This window comes from Rhodovibrio sodomensis (assembly GCF_016583645.1).
Classification (GTDB): Bacteria; Pseudomonadota; Alphaproteobacteria; order Kiloniellales; family Rhodovibrionaceae; genus Rhodovibrio; species Rhodovibrio sodomensis.
Map to the genome: position 1 here is coordinate 12501 of NZ_NRRL01000053.1, position 19085 is coordinate 31585.

The 19085-nt window shown below is 68.6% G+C and carries 17 protein-coding genes and 1 pseudogene; 6 read left to right on the plus strand and 12 right to left on the minus strand.

What is annotated here, in order from left to right; genetic code table 11:
• The first annotated feature begins 93 nt into the window (after positions 1 to 93).
• Genes CKO28_RS16560 through CKO28_RS16570 form a run of 3 tightly spaced genes read left to right on the plus strand, consistent with a single transcriptional unit; the run spans position 94 to position 2939 of the window.
• Entirely contained in the window at positions 94 to 1077 is a 984-nt protein-coding gene (locus CKO28_RS16560) for a TRAP transporter substrate-binding protein (RefSeq protein ID WP_200341916.1), read from the plus strand.
• A gap of 53 nt (positions 1078 to 1130) precedes the next feature.
• A complete protein-coding gene (locus CKO28_RS16565; RefSeq protein WP_200341917.1) occupies positions 1131 to 1631 on the plus strand; it encodes a TRAP transporter small permease subunit in 501 nt (166 codons plus the stop codon).
• Positions 1632 to 1670: 39 nt separating this feature from the next.
• Positions 1671 to 2939 (plus strand): TRAP transporter large permease, encoded by a 1269-nt coding sequence (locus CKO28_RS16570; protein ID WP_200341918.1) that lies wholly within the window; start codon positions 1671 to 1673, stop codon positions 2937 to 2939.
• A 338-nt stretch (positions 2940 to 3277) separates the two neighbouring features.
• On the opposite strand, the gene CKO28_RS16575 is transcribed toward CKO28_RS16570, so the two are convergent.
• From CKO28_RS16575 to CKO28_RS16620, 11 genes and pseudogenes are all read right to left on the minus strand, one after another.
• Positions 3278 to 3772 (minus strand): GNAT family N-acetyltransferase, encoded by a 495-nt coding sequence (locus CKO28_RS16575; protein ID WP_200341919.1) that lies wholly within the window; start codon positions 3770 to 3772, stop codon positions 3278 to 3280.
• Positions 3744 to 4316, minus strand: a complete 573-nt coding sequence (locus CKO28_RS16580; protein WP_200341920.1) for an ATP-binding domain-containing protein — start codon at positions 4314 to 4316, stop codon at positions 3744 to 3746. Before CKO28_RS16580 ends, CKO28_RS16575 begins: the two co-directional genes overlap by 29 nt.
• Before the next feature lie 50 nt (positions 4317 to 4366).
• Positions 4367 to 4834 carry a Ros/MucR family transcriptional regulator gene (locus CKO28_RS16585; RefSeq protein WP_200341921.1) on the minus strand — a complete coding sequence of 156 codons (468 nt, stop codon included), beginning with the start codon at positions 4832 to 4834 and terminating at the stop codon, positions 4367 to 4369.
• 358 nt (positions 4835 to 5192) lie between these two features.
• Complete coding sequence (locus tag CKO28_RS16590; protein WP_200341922.1) at positions 5193 to 6167, minus strand: proline iminopeptidase-family hydrolase; 975 nt, start codon at positions 6165 to 6167, stop codon at positions 5193 to 5195.
• 463 nt (positions 6168 to 6630) lie between these two features.
• Positions 6631 to 7050, minus strand: a complete 420-nt coding sequence (locus CKO28_RS29150) for an inositol monophosphatase family protein (RefSeq protein ID WP_338050157.1) — start codon at positions 7048 to 7050, stop codon at positions 6631 to 6633.
• 22 nt (positions 7051 to 7072) lie between these two features.
• Positions 7073 to 7423, minus strand: a pseudogene (locus CKO28_RS29155) (inositol monophosphatase family protein); the annotation flags it as partial.
• Positions 7420 to 9864 carry a GcvT family protein gene (locus CKO28_RS16600; RefSeq protein WP_200341923.1) on the minus strand — a complete coding sequence of 815 codons (2445 nt, stop codon included), beginning with the start codon at positions 9862 to 9864 and terminating at the stop codon, positions 7420 to 7422. The pseudogene CKO28_RS29155 and the gene CKO28_RS16600, both read right to left, overlap by 4 nt.
• Positions 9865 to 9942: 78 nt before the next feature.
• Positions 9943 to 10839 (minus strand): choline kinase family protein, encoded by an 897-nt coding sequence (locus CKO28_RS16605; RefSeq protein WP_200341924.1) that lies wholly within the window; start codon positions 10837 to 10839, stop codon positions 9943 to 9945.
• 26 nt (positions 10840 to 10865) lie between these two features.
• Positions 10866 to 12878 carry an ABC transporter permease gene (locus CKO28_RS16610; RefSeq protein ID WP_200341925.1) on the minus strand — a complete coding sequence of 671 codons (2013 nt, stop codon included), beginning with the start codon at positions 12876 to 12878 and terminating at the stop codon, positions 10866 to 10868.
• Positions 12875 to 13978, minus strand: coding sequence for a quaternary amine ABC transporter ATP-binding protein (locus CKO28_RS16615; protein WP_200341926.1), 1104 nt, complete (start codon positions 13976 to 13978; stop codon positions 12875 to 12877). Before CKO28_RS16615 ends, CKO28_RS16610 begins: the two co-directional genes overlap by 4 nt.
• Positions 13979 to 14166: 188 nt before the next feature.
• On the minus strand, positions 14167 to 15150 hold the full coding sequence (locus CKO28_RS16620; RefSeq protein ID WP_200341927.1) for an ABC transporter substrate-binding protein: 984 nt from the start codon (positions 15148 to 15150) through the stop codon (positions 14167 to 14169).
• Between the two features lie 396 nt (positions 15151 to 15546).
• On the opposite strand from CKO28_RS16620, the gene CKO28_RS16625 reads away from it, so the two are divergent.
• Entirely contained in the window at positions 15547 to 16392 is an 846-nt protein-coding gene (locus CKO28_RS16625) for a DeoR/GlpR family DNA-binding transcription regulator (protein ID WP_200341928.1), read from the plus strand.
• A gap of 7 nt (positions 16393 to 16399) precedes the next feature.
• Here CKO28_RS16625 and CKO28_RS16630 read toward each other — a convergent pair whose 3' ends face one another.
• Positions 16400 to 17317, minus strand: coding sequence for a phosphotransferase (locus CKO28_RS16630; protein WP_200341929.1), 918 nt, complete (start codon positions 17315 to 17317; stop codon positions 16400 to 16402).
• A gap of 224 nt (positions 17318 to 17541) precedes the next feature.
• On the opposite strand from CKO28_RS16630, the gene CKO28_RS16635 reads away from it, so the two are divergent.
• Together CKO28_RS16635 and CKO28_RS16640 are read left to right on the plus strand one after the other, a co-directional pair.
• Positions 17542 to 18177, plus strand: a complete 636-nt coding sequence (locus tag CKO28_RS16635) for a class I SAM-dependent DNA methyltransferase (protein ID WP_200341930.1) — start codon at positions 17542 to 17544, stop codon at positions 18175 to 18177.
• A 5-nt stretch (positions 18178 to 18182) separates the two neighbouring features.
• Positions 18183 to 18911 (plus strand): HAD family hydrolase, encoded by a 729-nt coding sequence (locus tag CKO28_RS16640; RefSeq protein ID WP_200341931.1) that lies wholly within the window; start codon positions 18183 to 18185, stop codon positions 18909 to 18911.
• The last annotated feature ends 174 nt before the right edge of the window (positions 18912 to 19085 follow it).

Sequence of the window (19085 nt, forward strand, 5' to 3'; positions counted from 1 at the left end):
GCGGGTCGGCGGCCGCAAGCCCGGCTGATCAACGACCGGGCAGCGACTAAAAACCCTGAAACAAACGCAACCTTTGGGAGGTTCTAAATGCTCATGAAACGCGCATTCGGCGCGGTTGTCGGCGCGACGCTGCTAACCGCGGCGTTCCAGCCCGATGACGCAGCCGCCCAGGCGATCATGGCCCACGGCGCGGCACAAGATAACCCGCGCCACCAGGCCGCGCTGATGTTCCGCGATCTCGCGGAAGCGCGGACCAACGGCTCGGTGGACATCACCGTGCGCTGCTGCGCCCAACTCGGCGACGACGACGAGATGATCTCGTCCGTGGGCGCGAACAACATCCAGATCTCGGCGAACTCCCAGGGCTCATTCGCCCAGGTGGTCCCGTCGGCGGCTCTGTTCGGTCTGCCTTTCCTATTCGAGTCCCTGCCCCAAGCCTGGCAGGTCATCGATGGCCCGATCGGCGACAAGATCGCCGACCGTGCGGCCGAAAAGGGCTACATCGTGCTCGCCTGGTGGGACAACGGCATCCGCAACGTTACCCACAAAAGCAAGTGCATCAACGAGCCGGCCGACATTGAAGGGATGGACATCCGCACGCCCCCGTCGGAGATGACGGTCGACATGTTCAACGCGCTGGGCGCGAACCCGGAACCGCTGGCCTGGAGCGAGCTGCCCTCCGCCCTGCGCGCGGGGACCTTCCAGGGCCAGGAGAACCCGCTGATCAACATCTACACCGCGAACCTGCACGAGATTACACCGTACATCTCGATGACGCGGCATAAGTACGAAACCACGCCGCTGATTGCCAGCCGTGAGTGGTGGAACAGCCTGAACCCCTCCGAGCAGGACGCCGTGCGATCCGCGGCCGAGGATGCCGGCTGGTACCAGCGTGGCCGGGCGCTGCGCGCGGACGCCCGTCTGCAGCAGACCTTGAAGCAGGAGGGCGCGACGTTCTGCGACGTCGACACCGCGGCGTTCAAGGAAGCCACGGCCAGCGTTTACGACAAGTGGGCAAAGAAGTTCCCCGACCTCGTGCCGCAGATGCGGGCCGCCGCTGAGCGGGCCGCCGAGTAATGGCGGACACGGCCCGGCGCCCCGCGTCCGCGGCCCATGGCACCAGGCGGCCCGTGGGCCGCCTGGCCGCCGGCGTCGAGACGGTAATCTCCGTCTCGGCGCAGGCGATCGTGCTGGTCACGATGGTGACGCTCTTCGTCACCCTGTTCGCGAACGCGGTGCTCCGCTACGCCTTCGATTCCGGCATTTCCGGGACCCAGGAACTGCCGCAGCTGGCGTTCCCCTGGCTGGTGCTGGCGGGCGCGGTTCTGGCCGGTGTGCGCGGGCAGCAGATCGCGGTCGACGTGCTGCTGCGGGCGCTGCCCGGCTGGTGGAAGATCGCGCTCGCGATCCTGATCAACGCCGTCGTCCTGGTGCTCTCGGTCGCGGTGGTCGACGCCGCGGTGACCATGGCGGAATCCGCCCACAGCCAGGTCTCCCCGATCCTCAAGATCCCCCGGTCCTACGGCTACGCCGGCCTGATCTACGGCTACGGCTGCCTCGCCGTCGTCGCGCTGACCAACAGCGTCCGCGCCGTCGCCGAGGGGCCGCAGGGCGGCCGGGGCGCGAGCTAGACCGCGCCGGCGCGGGCGCGGGCAAATAAGGAGCCCGGTATGACGAGCCTGCTGATCGCGCTGTTCGTGGTGTTCCTGATGATCGGGGTCCCGGTCGGGCACGCCCTGCTGCTGGGCGGCGGCCTGGCGGTCACGTTCGGCGGTAACCTGCCGCTGAGCCTGCTCGCCCAGCGCGTGTTCTCGCCGACGCAGAGCTTTCCGCTGGTGGCGATCCCGTTCTTCATCCTGGCCGGCAACCTGATGATGGCCGGCCAGTTCGGGACCTATCTGGTCAACTTCGCCAAACTGATCGTCGGCCGGATGCGCGGCGGTCTGGGGCAGGTGTCGGTCCTGGGCTCGTTGATGTTCGGCGGCGTATCCGGCTCGGCCGTGGCGGACGCGACCGCGATCGGCAACGCGCTGATCCCGGTGCAGAAGAAGGAGGGCTATCCGGCCGGATTCGCCGCCGCGATCAACGCCTCCTCCGCGACCGCGTCGGTGCTGATCCCGCCGTCGATCCCGCTGATCATCTACGGCCTGGTCGCCGAGGTCTCGATCCTGAAGTTGTTCATCGCCGGCATCGTCCCGGCGATCCTGCTGGCGCTGACGCTGTTCGGGCTGATCTACCTGCAGGCGGTTCTGCGCGGCCTGCCGGCCTCGCCGCTTGCGGGCGGCCTGCGCGGGTTTGCGCGCGACCTCATGTGGGCGCTGCCGGCGCTATTCATGCCGGTGTTCGTCGTCGGTACGCTGCGCTTCGGCATCGCCACGCCGACGGAAGTCTCGGTGATGGCCGTGGCCTACGCGATCCTTATCAAGCTCGTGGTCTACCGCGACTTCACGCTCGCCAGCGCCTACCAGGCGGTGATCGCCGCCGGGGTGATGACGGGCGCGGTGGTGCTGATCATCATGGCGACCGGATTGGCGCAATGGATCCTGGCGCTGGAGAATGTGCCCGCGTCGGTGGCGGCCTGGGCGCTCGACACGCTAGGCAGCCCGTGGGCCGTGATCCTGTCGATGATCGTCCTGATGCTGGCCGTCGGCACCTTCGTCGATCTGCCAGCGGCGATCCTGCTCCTGACCCCGATCTTCGTCGAGATCGCCGGGGTGATCGGCCTCGACCCGGTCCACCTGGGCGTGATGATGGTGCTGACCTTGTCGATCGGCCTCTACACCCCGCCGGTCGGCACGACGCTGTTCATCTCGACCGCGATCGCGGAGAACAAGGTGGGCGACACCGTGCGCGAGCTCGTGCCGTTCTACGCGGCTTCGGTTGCGGTCACATTGCTCGTGAGCTACCTGCCGGTCCTATCGGTCGGGTTGCTGTCGTGACGACCGCTTTTCTCATTCGCTCAGCCAAGTGCTGCACGCATGCACCACGTGATTGTAGCGTCGCTCAGCGAATTCATGGAAGCCACCCACCTCGTGACATTGGAACGGTCACCGCCGAGACCACCGCCTCGGTAGCTGGGAGAATGTCAAGGCGTGTTGCCGTAGTCGCCGGTGTGGTGGCGGCGAACTTAAGCGATGGCGGCAGCAGAGTTCGTCAGCCATGCGGCGCTCCCTGTTCCCGATGGGTGTCGGTATGAGCCCGTCGCCTTCTATCGCTGGGCGTCGGAAACGCATCAATCGCGGCTGACCCGGGGGTGCTGTTGTTCGGTTGTCAACCATCATCGCGCCAAAGCCCGAAACATGATGTGAGCGTCGACGCAGCCGTGGTCCGGATGGCGAAACGCCCCCGGCAGGGTCCCGACGATCTCGAAGCCTTCGCGGAGCCAGACGGCGATCGCCGCCTCGTTGGTCGCGACCACCAGGTTGTACTGCATCGCCCGGAACCCGCGGTCGGCGGCTTCCCGCAGCGAATGCCGGCACATCGTCGACGCGACCCCGCGCCCGCGAGCATCCGTATCGACGATGTAGCCGCAGTTCGCCACGTGATCGCCCGGGCCGGCATGGTTCGGCTTCAGGAAATAGGTCCCGAGGATCCGACCATCGGGGTCGGCGGCGACGAACGTTGAGGCGGGCTTCTCCACCCAGAACGCGTGGGCCTCGGCCTCGGTCACGTCGGTCGCCACCGCGTAGGTTCGACCGGCCCGGAACACCGGCTCGACGATCCGCCATACAGCGGGCCAATCGTCACCGTCGAACGCGCGAACCTCGACCATTCCTGCCCCGACAGACCGTTCCTTGATCGCCGCCCTTATCGCTGGTGTGGACCGGTTGCAGCAACCCGGCCAACCGCGACCACCGCTTCCGGCCGCCCTCGCCCTTCGCCGCGATGGCGACCGCCTTTCGCTGGCCGACGAGCACGCCAAGCCGCTGCGCCCGCGTGATCCCGGTATAGCGCAGGTTCCGCCGCGGCATCGGGTCGTACCGGGTCGTTAGGGGAATCACAGCGGCCGGGTACTCGGAGCCCTGGGCCTTGTGGATCGTCATCGCGTACGCAGGCACGCGCGCGTCCAGTTCCCCGAACCCGTAGACGATCACCCGGCCCGCGAAATCGGCCGTCTCGGGATCGACCGCCGTCGCGAACCCCAGGTCGCCGTTGCAGACCTCTTTGTCCTCGTCGTTGTCGGTCTGCATGACCTTGTCGCCGGGCGCGGAAGTGGACCCGAAGCGCTCGGCCCGCGGTCTGCCGTCCTGGTTGTGGAAGGTTACTCGCTCGACGGAGCCGGCGAGCGCCTTATCCAGGTAGGCCGCCGTGTCCATCACCCCGCGCCCGGCTGATCCGCCGCTTCATCGAGGGCCCGTGAGGGGGTTTATTGCTTCTTCCGGCCCCGACCTGCTGAGTTCTCCCCAAGGCCAAGGTCCTTCGCCATCTGCGAACGCTTCTCGCTGTAGCTCTTTGCGACGAGTTTCATCGACGCCGGCAGATCCCAGCGGGCCTTGTAGGCGCTCTCGTCCATCCCGTGCTCAGTCCGGATGTGCCGTTTCAACGTCTGAAACGTCTTCCCGCACTCTAGGCAAACGACATCGTTCTTTCGCACACTGTTCCGTGGCTTGACCGGTGGTTCGTGCTGAGGTTCCGAGGTGTCCGCGGTCGTCGACGTATCAGCGGTTCCTTGACCGGCCTGAAGATGGGCGAACTTGTCGTGAACCTGCTGCATCAGATGCGGGACCTGATCCGGTTGCATCTGGTTGTTGGTCAGATAAGACTGAACCACGCCCGCTGTTAGTTCGATAAGGGTGGTGTCGGGGAAGGTATCGACGTCGGTCTGGTCGCTCATGGTTCTTGGGTCTGCCTTTCATAGTCAGTCGAACGGTTGCTCTAAAACGTATAACGGACGAAAACGACCCGGTCGAGAGAGCAAGACCCTTTAAGGAATCATTGAGACCTCTTTGAAAAACGCGATCACGACGAAGGCGACAACGGCACGTACCAACGCGATGAGGGCAAGCAGCCCCTCGCCAAACTCGACGCGGCGGTCACGGGCCCAACAGCCGCCTCGCTTCGGTGCACCCGACCGATCCGCCGGCCGAGTTAAAGACTGGATCGGCGCGATAATCTGACCCGATCGCAAACGTATTTTGGTTGCGTCGACAAACCGGAAGGGCCAGAGGAGAGGCCCCTCTGGCCCTATCTGCCTACGCTTCGCTAACGTTGTTCGCGATGAAGTCGCGCACGACCGTCATGAAACGGTCGCGCTTCTCCAGAAACGCGGTGTGGGACGCTCCTTCGATCACCTGAACCTCGCTGCCGGCGACCTCGGACGCGAAGTCCCGGTTCGCGCTCGGGGTGCTCTCGTCGTATTCGCCGCAGACGAAAAGAGACGGCACGTCGATCTTCGAGAGCCGATCCGTCGCGTCGTAGTTCTTGAGGGTTCCGGTCGCGTTGAACTCGGTCGGCCCCCACATGGTCGAGTACAGGTCGCCGTTGAGAACCTCGAACGACTTGTTCAAGTGCGGCGGCCACGGGTCCTGGCGGTTCAGGTGCCGCCGGTAGAAGACCATAGAGGCGTTCTGGTAGGCATCGGTGCCAGGCTCGTTCTCGTCGAGGGTCTGACGAACGTCCTTCGGGAGCTGCGACCGGTATTCCTTGTTGTCGGAGATCCAGCGCGGCGTCGAGATCAGCGGGCTCGACAGGATCGCGGCCTGCAAGCCGGCCGGACGCCGGATCGCGTACTCGGCCGTGAGTGTCCCGCCCCACGAATTGCCCAGGACGATCACCTCGTGCAGGCCGAGATGATCACGTAGATCGTCGATCTCGGACACGAAGCGAGCGACGGTCCAGTTGTCCGGATCGTTGACGCGGTCGGAATGCCCGCTATCCAGCTGATCGTAGAAGATCACGGGCCGGTCCTCAGCCAGATCGACGATCGGCAGCAGATAGTGGTGCGAGAAGCCCGGACCACCGTGGATCACGATGAGCGGCGTCTTACCCGCCGAGAAATGGCGGACACCGTTCATGCGGTACCAGGCCCCGCCCCCACGAACGGGGAAATACCCCGCCTGGATCGGCTCCGGTTCGGGAAGTGCCATAGCAAGCCGAGGCATGCCGCCGAGCACGCTCATACCAGCCAGCGTGCTCGCACCTACGAGAAAGTTCCGGCGCGTGGTCATGCTTGCCTCCCTGTGATTGCCATGACGGGCCGACCTTTAAGCGTCCTTCTGGTTAAGGTCGGTGCTGACAGCAGATCACCGGGCCGCAGGATCGGTCAACGCAGACGGAGGTCACGCCGTTTGTTGTGTCACCCGGACCACGGCCTGGCGGATGGGCGACATCATCCGGCTGCCGATGGCGCCGGGTGATGCGCTGCTGGCCGCGGCCGTGGGCCGACGAGATGATGGTCGGCGGCAAGTGCCGGCGAGACCGTTCTGACCCGGACGCCAGGCGCAACAAACAGGGCGCACGACCGAGCGCCAGGTATTGGTGGTCGTGCAGCACCTCGTGGCGGTGTGGCGTTCGGCGGTCCACTCGGCCGCGCTGTGGCGCAGCCGCTATCGGGCCTGAGCGCCACCGCGCTCCAGCCGTTGGTCTCGACGGTGGTCCCGGCGGGGCGGCGAAGGTCGAGAATACAAGCGGTCAGGCTCCAAGGATCCCGAGCGCCTCGGCATGCAGCGCGGCGCTACCGGCCGCAAGAACCCGGCCGTCGCTGTCCAGGTCGAGCGAGCCGCCCGCCCAGTCGGTGACCGTACCCCCGGCCCCCTCGATGACCGGGACGAGCGCCAGGTAGTCGTACGGCTTCAAGTCGGCCTCGGCCACCAGGTCGAGCTCGCCCAGTGCCAAGCGGCCATACTGGTAGCAGTCGCCGCCGAACCGGCGCAGGCGCGCGCTTGGACAGCGCGTCGAAGCGCGCCCAATCGTTCGGCTGGAACATGTCCGGCGAGGTGGTGTTGACGGCCGACTGGGCGAGCGCGACCCCGCCGCCGGTGGCGCAGGCGACCGTGCGGCCGGCCCAGCGATAGAGCGTCTGCGCCCCGGAAACCCCGATCCAGCGCTCATCCAGGGCGGGCATGTCGATCACGCCCACGACGGGCCGGCCGTGCCGCAGCACCGCGAGCAAGGTGCCGAACAACGGATAGCCGGTGATGAACGACTTGGTCCCGTCGATCGGGTCGACGACGAACAGCAGTTCGGCGTCCAGCCCGCCGGCGCCCTGCTCTTCCCCGAACACGCCCGCATCTGGGTAGTCCTCCGCGATCCGGGCGCGCAGGAACGCCTCGGTTTCCCGGTCGGCGCGGGTGACCGGGGTCGCGTCGGCCTTGGTGTCCACGGCCGCGCCGGTGCGGAAATGGCGGCAGGAGACAGCCCGCGCACCGTCGGTCAGCGCCTCGCAAAAGGCCGCCAGCCGAGCCGGCTGGTCGCTCCCGCTCACGCCTTAACCCGGTCCATCGCCGGGTCGTAGAGTGGCCGCGTGTGCACCCGGCAGGGCACACGGGTCCCGGCGACCTCCAGTTCGTAGCTGCCGGCCTCCAGGTAGGCTAGGTCGACCGCGTGGTCGGCGCGGACGTAGCCGTAACCGATTCCCCGCCCAAGCGTGTGACCGAAGCCCGCGCTCGCCAAGTAGCCGACGCGCGCGCCGTCACGGTACAGCGTCTCCCGGCCCAGCAGCACCACCTCCGGATCGTCGACCGTGAAGCCGGCGAGGCGCTTGCGCACGCCACTCTCGCACTGCGCCAGGAGCGCCTCGCGGCCTTGAAACGACTGGTTGCCCCGCAGCTTGACCGCGAAGCCGAGTCCAGCCTCGAGCGGCGTGTCATCGGCGGTGATGTCGCTACCCCAGGCGCGGTAGCCCTTCTCGAGCCGCAGGGATTCGATCGTCCGATACCCGCAGTTGGTCAGGCCGTGCGCCGCGCCGGCCGCGATCAGCCGGTCGTAAACCGCCCCGGCGGTCTCGCTCGGCATGTGCAGTTCCCAGCCAAGCTCGCCGACGTAGGTCACCCGCAGCGCGCGCACCGGCGCGCCGGCGATCGGGATTTCCCGGCAGGTCGCGAACGGAAAAACGGCGCCGGAGACGTCCGCTTCTGTCACCGACTGGAGCACGGCGCGGGCGCGCGGGCCCATCAGCGCCAGCGTGGAGTAGGTGCTGGTGGCGTCGACCAGCTGGGCGTTCATGCCCGCGGGCACGTGCCGGCGGATCCAGTCGAAGTCCCGGGTCGCCGCGCCCGTACCGGTGACGATGTAGAACCGATCCTCGGCCAGGCGGGTAACGGTCAGATCGCACTCGATCCCGCCGCGGGCGTTCAGCATCTGGGTGTAGACGATCCGCCCGACCTCGCGGTCTACCCGGCCCGCACAGATCCAGGCCAGCGCCGCGGCTGCGTCCGGCCCGATCATCAGGAGCTTGGTGAACGACGATTGGTCGAACAGGCCGACACGCTCGCGCACCGCGCGGTGTTCATGCGCGACGTTGTCGACCCAGTTGCCACGGCCGTAGGTGTAGCGGTCGACCGGCTCCTGGCCCGCGCGGGCGAACCAGTTGGGGCGCTCCCAGCCCAGCTTTTCGCCGAAGCAGGCGCCGGCCGCCTGCAGCCGGCCGTACAAGGGCGAGACACGCGCGGGCCGGCCGCTGTCGTGCTCTTCCAGCGGCCAAGCCATGGTGTAGTGCTTACCCGTCGCCTCGACCGTGCGCGCACGGGTCCAGGCGCGGTCGCGGTGCGGCGGGCCGAAGCGGCGGATGTCGACCACGCTCAGATCCATCGGCGGGTGCCCGGCGGCGACCCAGGCGGCGAGCGCCCAGCCCGCTCCGCCCGCGGCGGCAATGCCGTAGGCGTTGAACCCGGCGCCGACGAAGAAGCCGGCCAGCTCCGGCGCCTCGCCCAGGATGAAGTTGCCGTCGGGGGTGAAGGATTCCGGCCCGTTGATCAGCTGGCGCACGCCCGCCTCCGTCAGCGCGGGCACGCGGTGCAACGCGCTTTCCATCAACGGCTCGAACTGCTCGTAATTCGGGTCCAGGAGCGAGAAGCTCCAGGCCGCCGGCACGCCGCCTTCCGCCCAAGGCAGCGGCTGACGCTCGTAGCCACCCATCACCAGCCCGCCGACCTCCTCCTTGAAGTAGATCAGGCCGTCGGGATCGCGCAGGGTCGGCAAGTCGGACGTCACGCCGTCGATCTTCTCGCTCACCATGTACTGGTGCTGCATCGAGGCGAGCGGTACGCAGACGCCAGCGCGCGCGCCCAGTTCCGGCGCCCACTGGCCGGCGCAGTTGACGGCCGTCTCGCAGGCGATCTCACCCTGGTCGGTGACCACACCGGTGACCCGGCCATCCTTCCGCCGGATGCCGGTCACCGTGACCCCCTCGACGATCCGCGCGCCGTGCATCCGGGCGCCCTTGGCCAGCGCCTGCGTCAGGTCGGAGGGGTTGGCCTGCCCGTCGGTCGGCAGGTAGGCGGCGCCGATCAGGTCGTCCGGGCTCATCAGCGGCCAGAGATCGCAGGCTTCCCGCGGGCTCAGCAGGTGCATCTCCAACCCGAAGGAGTGCGCGGTCGTGGCCTGCCGGCGGATCTCGGTCATCCGCTCGGCGTTGCAGGCCAGACGCAGCCCGCCGTTCTGCTTGAACCCGGTCGCCTGCCCGGTCTCGGCTTCCAGGCGGGCGTACAGGTCGACGGAATACGTCAGCAGCCGGGTAATGTTGGCACTGGACCGCAGCTGCCCGACCAGACCGGCTGCGTGGAAAGTGGTCCCGCTGGTCAAGCGGTCGCGCTCCAGCACGACGACGTCGCGCACGCCTTCGTGCATCAGGTGGTAGGCGGTGCTGCAGCCGATGATGCCGCCGCCGATGATCACCACCTGCGCGGCCGCCGGAAACTCAGCCATCTCTTGGTCCCCATCGATGGTCGGCGGCCTTCCGGCTGCCTCTATCGTTATCTCGCCGCCGCCCCGCCGCTTGGGGCGTCAGCGCTGTTCGAACGGCAGAAACTCGGCCCAGGAGCGTTCGAAGCGGTCCAGGTTCTCCTGGGTATAGGCGCGGAAATCGAAGTCGAGATCGGAGTGCACCTCCGAGACCATCGACCACATGCTCTCGCGCAGCAGCGAGGCCGCCTTCATCGCCTTCAGCGCGCGGCGCTCGCCGCCGTCCGGAGCGCGGTCGAGATAGAGTTCGAGCAGCCGCTCCTCCTGCGCGCCCGACAGCTGGTTGTTGGACGACAGCCCGCCCAGGTCGAACATCGGGGAGTTGAAGCCCGCGTAGTCCCAGTCGATCAGCCACAGCCGGTCGCCGGCGTCGATGAAGTTGGCGGCGAGCAGGTCGTTGTGGCCGAACGCGACCTCGATCGCGCCGACCGCGCGTTCCAGCCGGCGGCCGCGGTCGACCAGGTCGCCAAGGTCGGCCGTCCAGCGGCTATCGGCGTCTTCCAGCACGCCGGCGTAGTGGCGGACGATGTGGAACACCCAGAACATCAGCACCGGCCCGCGCAAGTGCGCCTGCATGCCCTGGTGGCAGCGCCGGACCAGCGGCACGATCCGCGCCAGCATGTCGGGATCGCGCACGTCCGCCTCTTCCAGCGTGCGCCCCTCGACGAAGCGGGTGACCAGCACCCCGGGCTCGGCGTGAACGACCTCCGGCGAAACGCCGGCGGCCGCGGCGGCGCGCGCGGCCGCCAACTCGTTGAAGCGCATCACGCCGTGCACCGGGATGTCCGCGCCCACGCGCACGAAGAAGCGCTGGCCGCGGTCGTCCACCCGGAAGTTCTTGTTGGTGATGCCGCCGTCGATCGGCGACGGGTCGACCGGGCCGCCCCAGATGTCCAGGCGGGCGATCCGGCTTTCCGGATGTTCGCTGGCGTCGCTCATGCCTTCCTCCTTCGGCCCGCGGCGGCTCAGGCCAGGCCCAGTTCCTGCTTGCGCTTGTGGGACCAGGCGCCGATCAGCCGGTCGGCGATGATCGCCAGGAAGGCGACGCACACGCCCGCGACCAGGCCCAGGCCGGTGTCGGCCCGGGTCAACGCGATGTAGACTTCCTGGCCCAGATCCCGCGTGCCGACGAGGGCGGTGATCACCAGCATCGACAACGCCATCATGATGGTCTGGTTCACACCCAGCATGATCTCCGGCAGCGCCAGCGGCAGGCGCACCTTCCACAACAGCTGCCAGGGCCGGCAGCCGGACATCCGCGCGGCCTCGATCACCTCCGAGGACACGCCGCGCAGGCCATGGTCGGTGTAGCGCACGGCCGGCGCCAGCGCGTAGGCGGTGATCGCGATCATCGCGGAGAAGTCGCCGACCTGGAACAGCATCACCACCGGGATCAGGTAGACGAAGCTGGGCAGGGTCTGCAGCGTGTCGACGGTGTTCTGGGCGATCCGGTGGACGCGCTCGTTGGCGGCGGCGGCAACCCCGATGGGCACGCCGATCGCCATCGCCAGGACCACCGAGATACCGCACAGGTAAGCCGACACCATCGCCTTTTCCCAGTTGCCGGTGACCGCGATGAACACGGTCAACAGCGCCACCGTGAGCCCAAGGCGGACGCCGCCGATCCGCCAGCCGGCGACCGCGAGCAGCAGCGCCACGCCTGGCCAGGGCGCTTCGACCAGCAGGCGCTTGAACGGGATCAGCACGTGGATCAGCAGCCACGACTTGACCGCGTCCAGAACGCTGTAGGCGTGGACGTTGATCCACTGCACCAGATCGTCGAACAGCGGGCCGGTATCCAGCGTCAGCCAGTCCGGGTAGCTGCGCAGCGCCGGCAGGAAGAACGCCAGCAGGTATGTGCCGGCGAGGATCGCGACGATGCCGAGCCAGGTGGCGTGGCGCACGGCGTAGGACTGATCGGCCTGCAGATGCACCGGCGTGGAGGTGCGGTTGGCGATCGCCTGGCTCAGCCGGTCGAGCGAGATCGCCAGCACCGTGATCGCCACCCCGGCTTCCAGCCCGTCGCCGATCTGCAGCCGGCGCAGCGAGGTCAGCACGTCGTGCCCCAGCCCCCCCGCGCCGATCATCGAGGCGATGATGACCATGTTGAGCGACAGCATGATCACCTGGTTCACGCCCACCATCAGACTGTGCCGGGCGGAGGGCAGCAGCACCTTCCACAGCATCTGCCGCCGGCTGCAGCCCGCCATCCGGCCGAACTCCAGCACCTCCGCCGGCACCGAGCGCAGCGCCAGCATGGTGACCCGCACCATCGGCGGCATGGCATAGATGATCGTCGCGATCATCGCCGAGACCGGGCCGAAGCCGAACAGGAACAACACCGGCACCAGATAGGCGAACACCGGGACGGTCTGCATCAGGTCCAGCACCGGCGTCAGCGCGCGTTCGGCCGCCCGGCTACGGTAGCCCAGGATACCCAACGCCGCGCCGCCCAGGATGCCGACCGGCACGGCGACCAGGATCGAGGACAGCGTCACCATCGCGCTGTTCCACTGCCCGAACACCGCGAGATAGCCGAAGCAGCCCGCGACCAGACCGGCCAGCTTGGCGTCGCCGACCCGCCAGGCCGCCCAGACCAAGGCCCCGGTCACGCCCAGCCAGGAGAGCGGCGGGATCAGCAGCCCGGCGTCCCCGCCCAGCGGCACGGCGAAGCCGCGCGACAGCAGGATCAGGCAGATCTGCAGCGGCAGGTCCAGCAGCCCGGCGAACGCGCGGGTCAGTTCCTTGAAGGTGAACAGCCCGAAGCTGGCGTCCTTGACCAGCCAGCGCATCGCCTCCGACACCCAGTCGCGCAGCGGCAGGATCCAGGCGTCCGGATAGCTGTTCAGCCAGCCGGCCTGCCCGCCGGCCAGCCACAGCGCGGCGAGCACCGCCAGCGCGCCCGCCCAAGGCAGCAGACCGGCCGGCCGCAGCAGCCGCGGACGCGCCGGCAGACCGGCATCGCTCAGGGCCGTCATGAAGCCGCCGCGGCCGTGGCCGGGGCTGGCTCGGGCCCGCCCGGGGCCAGCACGTCGACCACCGGCGCGCGCTCCAGCCGACCGATCACGGCGCCGGCGTCGTCGACCACCGCCACCGGCTTGCGGCCGTGCACGACCTCATGCGCGACCTCGTTGACCCGCGCGTCGGCGGGCACTGTGCCTTCGGTTCCCGCGCCGTCGCCGGGGGTCATCAGCGCGCGCACCGACATCACCTTGGCGCGCGGGACGTCGCGCGTGAACTCGGCGACGTACTGCGTCGCCGGCGCGGTTACCACCTCCTCCGGCGTGCCGATCTGGACGATCTCGCCGTCCTTCATGATCGCGATCCGGTCGGCCAGGCGGATCGCCTCGTCGAAGTCGTGGGTGATGAACACGATCGTCTTGTGCAGCACCCGCTGCAGGCGCAGGAACTCGTCCTGCATCTCTCGCCGGATCAGCGGGTCGAGGGCGGAGAACGGCTCGTCCAGGAACCAGATCTCCGGCTTCACCGCGAGCGAGCGGGCGATGCCCACGCGCTGCTGCTGGCCGCCGGACAGTTCGCTGGGGAAATAGGTCTCCCGCCCGCTCAGGCCGACCAGATCGATCATCTCCATCGCGCGGGCTTCGCGTTCGCCGCGGGCCACTCCCTGGATCTCCAGCGGGAAGGCGACGTTGCCGAGCACCGAGAGGTGCGGCAGCAGGGCGAAATGCTGGAATACCATGCCCATCTTGTGCCGGCGGATCTCGGTCAGCTGCCGGGCATCGGCCCGGCGCAGGTCCGCGCCCTCGAACACCAGTTCGCCGGCCGTCGGCTCGATCAGCCGGGACAGGCAGCGCACGATCGTGGACTTGCCCGAACCGGACAGGCCCATGATCACGAACACCTCGCCCTCGCCGACCTCCAGGTCGGCGTCGCGCACCGCGCCGATCAGGCCGGCGTCGGCAATCTGCTGGGCGCTCGGGTCACCGCCGGTGCGCTCAAGAAAGCGCTCGGCATCGGCGCCGAACAGCTTCCACAGCCCCCGGCAAATCAGCTTGGCCGGTGGGCTGCCGGGGGCCGCGGGTGACGCCAAAGTGGGCGTGTTCTGGCCATCGGTCATTTCGCACTCGTCCCCGCTTAATGGGCGAACTGGGGAAGGCGGGCGAGGCTATCGCCCGGCCGGCGCACGGAAACGGGCGGCGGCCGGCGCAGCCCCTGGGACCGAGATGACAGAGCGGGTCCGCAGGGTCGCGCGTGAGGTCCGGCCGCCGCCCATCCGGCGGGTAGGCAGGCGTAGAAGCGGCGCGCCTACTCCGCCGGGACCCAGCCCTGCCAGGTGTCGCGATTGGCCTGCATCCACTGGTCGATCACGGTACCCGAGGGCACGCCGTCCAGGTCGACCTTGCCGATCATCTCGCCCATCTGCTGGTTCGTGATGTCGAAATTGCGGATCGCCTGATAGGCGGCCGGCCACTTCTCCTCACCGCCGGCCCAGCCGACGGCCTTGATCCAGCCACGCGGCTTGCCGCAGTCGTAGGCCATGTCCGGGTTCACGCCCCAGCTCGGATCCTCGTAGCACTCGGCGGTGTACTTCGGGAACTCGACCCACTCGCCCTCGAACTTGATGGGCGCCCAGTGCGGGGTATAGACCCACGCCAGGATCGGCTCCTTGCGCTGGATCGCGGACTGCAGTTCGGCGAACAGCGCGGCGTCGGTGCCGGCGTGCACGACCTCGTAGTCCAGGCCCAGCGCCTCGACCCGCTCGTCGTCCTTGCCGCCCCAGGTGACCGGCCCGCCGAGGTAGCGGCCGTTGGGGTGCGTCTCCGGCGCGGCGAACACCTCGACGCAGTCGTTCAGCGCCTTCCAGTCCGGCAGCCCAGGGCACTCCTCCTTGACGTAGGCGGGATACCACCACTCCTCGATCGCGCGCATGCCGGTCTCGCCCAGCTCGACGGTGTCGCCGGTTTCAAGCGAGGCCTCCAGCGCATCCTTGCCGGTGGTCTCCCAGATCTCCATGGCGACGTGCAGGTCGCCGGATTCCAGACCGGCGAACTGCGCCAGGTAGTCGGCCTGCACGTACTCGACCGTGTAGCCCATCTCTTCCAGCACAGAGCCCATGATGTGGGTGGTCAGGTACTGCCCGGTCCAGTCGTGGATGGTCATCCGGATGGGGTCGTCGGATTCCGGGTAGCTCTGCGCCTGCGCCGCGATCGGTGCAGCGGCGAGAGCGATCGCGGTGGCGCCGGCGAACACTCCCGCCCGGCCAGCCAGCTTGTGAAATGCGGCCTGCATGTCGGTCCTGTCTCCCTGTTGTGCGTTGTCGTTATCCACCCGCCCGAAGGGTCGGCTGTCCGCGTTCGGTGGCGGCCGTCGGACCAGCGGATGCCCGGGTGCCCGGGCGCGCCGGCGTGATAAAGACCGTCGTCGGGCGGCCCCGGTTTCGGGTGAGAGACCTGCGCGAACGATTGCGACCTGGGTTCGCCGCTTGTCTTAGTCGGCGACATCCCGGCGCGGCGCTCCGGCTGGCGGCCTGCCCTGGCGATCAGTAAGCGGTTCGACGGGCACAGCTGTCAACCGAAATCCACAAAACCCCACAGTTTCGGGCTATTGCGCACACCCACGGACGGCTATACTCGGGATGTCGTCCCCGTTACCAAGCGCTATGCGGACAAGGAGGCCGCGACACGCATGCACCGCGCCGCCCGACAGAACGCCATCCTTGAAGCCCTGCGCACCCACGGCTCGGCCACGGTAGGCGAGTTGACCCGCAGCATGAACGTCTCCGACGAGACGGTGCGCCGCGACGTCAAGGCGATGGCCAGCAAGGGTCTGGTGGAGCGCGTGCACGGCGGCGTGATGCTGCCCGACCTGAACCGCGAGCCGGGCTTCCAGAGCCGGATGCAGCAGAACGCCCAGGCCAAGCGCGCGATCGCGCGCAAGGCCGCGGAGCTGATCGCCAACGGCGATTCCCTGATGCTCGACACCGGCAGCACCACCGCCTACGTCGCCCGCGCCCTGAAGGACCACACGGATTTGTTCGTGGTCACCAACAGCGTCGACATCGCCCGCGCGCTGGCCAACGGCAAGAAAGGCAACAAGGTTTACGTCGCCGGCGGCGAACTGCGCGGCGACGACGGCGCGACCTTTGGCCCGACCGCCCACGACTTCGTGCGGCGCTTCCGCACCCGCTACGCCGTGATCTCGGTGGGCGCGCTGCACAGCGACGGCGGGGTGATGGACTTCCACCTGCAGGAGGCGGAGTTTTGCCAGACCGTCCTGGAGCAGGCCGCCCAGGTGGTCGCCGTCGCGGACGCCAGCAAGTTCCGCCATCAGGCCCCGGTCAAGGTCTGCGACCTGCAGCGCATCGACACCCTGATCACCGATCGCCGGCCGCCGGAGCCGTTCCTAAAGCGCTTGCGCGAGAACGAGGTGCGCCTGCTGGTCGCCGACGACACCGGCCGCCGCCCGGTCGCCGACGCGGACGACGCCGCGACCGCCGCCGGCGCCGGCGATGCAACGCGAGGCGCGGGGTAGGCTCGCCCTACCCCGCGCGCACCGCGGCGAGGCGGTCGCGGAACTCCCGGGTGCCCATCAAAGCCTTGCAGCGCTCGAACCGCTCGATCGAATAGGCCCAGAAGTCCTCAGCCGGGTTGCCCTGGGCGTGCTGGATCAGGCCCCAGAGGGTCCAGAGCAGATCGCACATCGCCTTGTAGACGACCATCCGGCCGAAGTCCGCCTCGGACACGTCGCCGCCGCGGTAGGCCTGCATCATCTCCCGGTCCTGCTGCGGGCTGAAGCCGGCCTCCACCGACAGGTCGCCCAGATCCCACAACGGGTCGTTCATGCCCGAGTATTCCCAGTCCAGAATCCACATCGCCGCGCCGGTATCCAGGAAGTTCTCGCACAGCGGGTCGCAGTGGCACGGCGCGAGCGTGGCCGGCTTGGCGTCCAGCACCTCGCGCACGGCCTCGGCTTCCTGAACCAGGTCGTGATAGCCGTCGGGCAGTGTGGCGCCCAAGTCGTCCAGCAGCTTCAGGTAGTCGTCGATCATCTGGAACAGCTCGAAGCGGAACAGGAAGGTCTCGCCGCTGCCGTGCAGCTGGGCGAACGCCCGGCCCGCGCGCGCCGGCGCGCCCTCGGTCGTGCGGAACGCCATCGGGCTCATCGTGGTCGCGGGGATGTGCGGCATCAGCATCAGCCCGTCGGTCTCGTTGACGAACAGCACCTCCGGCGAAACACCGGCCGCCGCGGCGGCACGCGCGTTGTGCGCCTCCACCTCGCGGTCGATGAAGCTCTCGGTGCCCGGGCCCGCGACGCGCAGCACGTAGTCCCGGTCGGCCGTGCGCACGCGGTAGACCAGATTGGTCAGCCCGCCCAGGCGCTCGGCCCGGATCTCGCCGGCCGGGATGTCCTTCAGGGCGGGAATGCGGGCGAAATAGCCGCTGAGATCGTCCGTCACGGGCGGTCCTCCGGTTGGTGGTGACGCGGACCCGCCGGCCTCCGGCGGGCCGGATGCGGGCCGGACGAACGCGGGCGGGCGCAGACCGTTGTAGGTTTTTGTGGAGTTTTGTGGTACTCCAACGGACGCTCTGACGGCAAGCCCACAGTTTACCGAGCCCCCGATCCGGCGCGGCATGCCCGCTTGCGCGCCCGGACGAACGGTCTCATTTCGCGGAGAATGCCATGTCCGATCCGAATCAAGTCGACCAGCTGAACGACGTCTACAGCGCGAAAACCGTCGAGGATGTTGCCAAGACTTACGACGACTGGGCCGGCAACTACGACTCCAGCATGCTGCAGGCCGGCTACCGGCACCCGATGATCTGTGTCGGGCTGCTGACCCGACACGTGCCCGCGCATGCCGGCAGCATCCTGGACGCGGGCCAGGGCACCGGTCTGGTCGGCGAGTGGCTGAAGATCCTGGGCTATAAAGAAGTCTGCGGCTTCGACGTCTCGCAGGGCATGCTCGACCGGGCGGCGGCGCGCGGGGTCTACGACGACCTGCAGAAGGCCGCGCTGGGCGAGCCCCTGCCCTACCCCGACAACGGCTTCGCCGCCTGCGTCTGCGCGGGCGTGTTCACGATCGGCCACGCCGACCCGCACGGGCTGGACGAGCTCCTGCGCGTCGTGCGCAAGGGCGGCCACATCGTCACCACGGTCAAGGACAAGCTGTGGGACGGCGGCTTCAGGGATCACCTGGAGCGGTTGGTCAAGGACGGGCGCTGCCACGTCATCGAGACCACGCCGAGCTACCTGTCGATGCCCAACCAGCAAGGCCAATCGACCAGCCGGGCCCTGGTTCTGCAGGCGGTCGCCTGAGCTGGATGACGGCCGATCGCGCCGCCATCCGCGGCATCCTGTTCGATAAGGACGGCACCCTGGCCGACTACGAAGCGACCTGGGGCCCGATCAACCGTCGGGTCGCCGGAGTCGCAGGCGGCGGCGACCCGGCGCTGACCCGGCGGCTGCTGGAGATCGGCGGCCACGACGCCGCGACGGGACGAACCCGCGGCGGCAGCCTGCTCGCCGCCTCCCACACCCGGGAGATCGCGCACGCCTGGATCGACGCCGGCGCGCCGTTCGCGATCGACGATCTGACAGCCCGGATGGACGCCGCGTTCGCCGAGGGCGCCCGCGAGGCCGTGCCGGTGACCGACATCGCCGCCCTGTTCGGCCGGTTGCGTACGCGCGGCCTCGCGCTCGGCGTTGCCACCAGCGACGGGGCGCGGGCGGCGCACGCCACCCTCGCCCGGCTCGGCGTGAACGGCGGCGATTTGTTCGTCGCCGGCTACGACAGCGGCTTCGGCGGCAAGCCGCAGCCGGGCATGGTCTGGGGCTTCTGCGCGGCGGTCGGGCTGACGCCGGCTCAGGTGATCGTCGTCGGCGACAACACCCACGACCTGGAGATGGCCGAGGCCGCGGGCTGCGCCGCGGCGCTGGGCGTGTTGACGGGCACCGGCCAGCGGGCCGAGCTCGCGGCCAGGGCGGACGCCGTCCTGCCCAGCATCGACGCGCTGGAGGCCTGGCTGGACACCGCCTTCAACCGGTCTTAGCGGCAGGATGCGGAACGGCCGAAGCGCCCTGCAGCTGCACCCCGACACGGTTCAGCCCGCGATGGCGTGTGAGTCGGCTTGGGTTCAGGGTGCCGATCGGGACTATAACGCATCGACAAGGGTCGGTTTTGCGGCGGCAGACCGTGGCGCCGACCCAAAAGCCTCAAAGCCGTC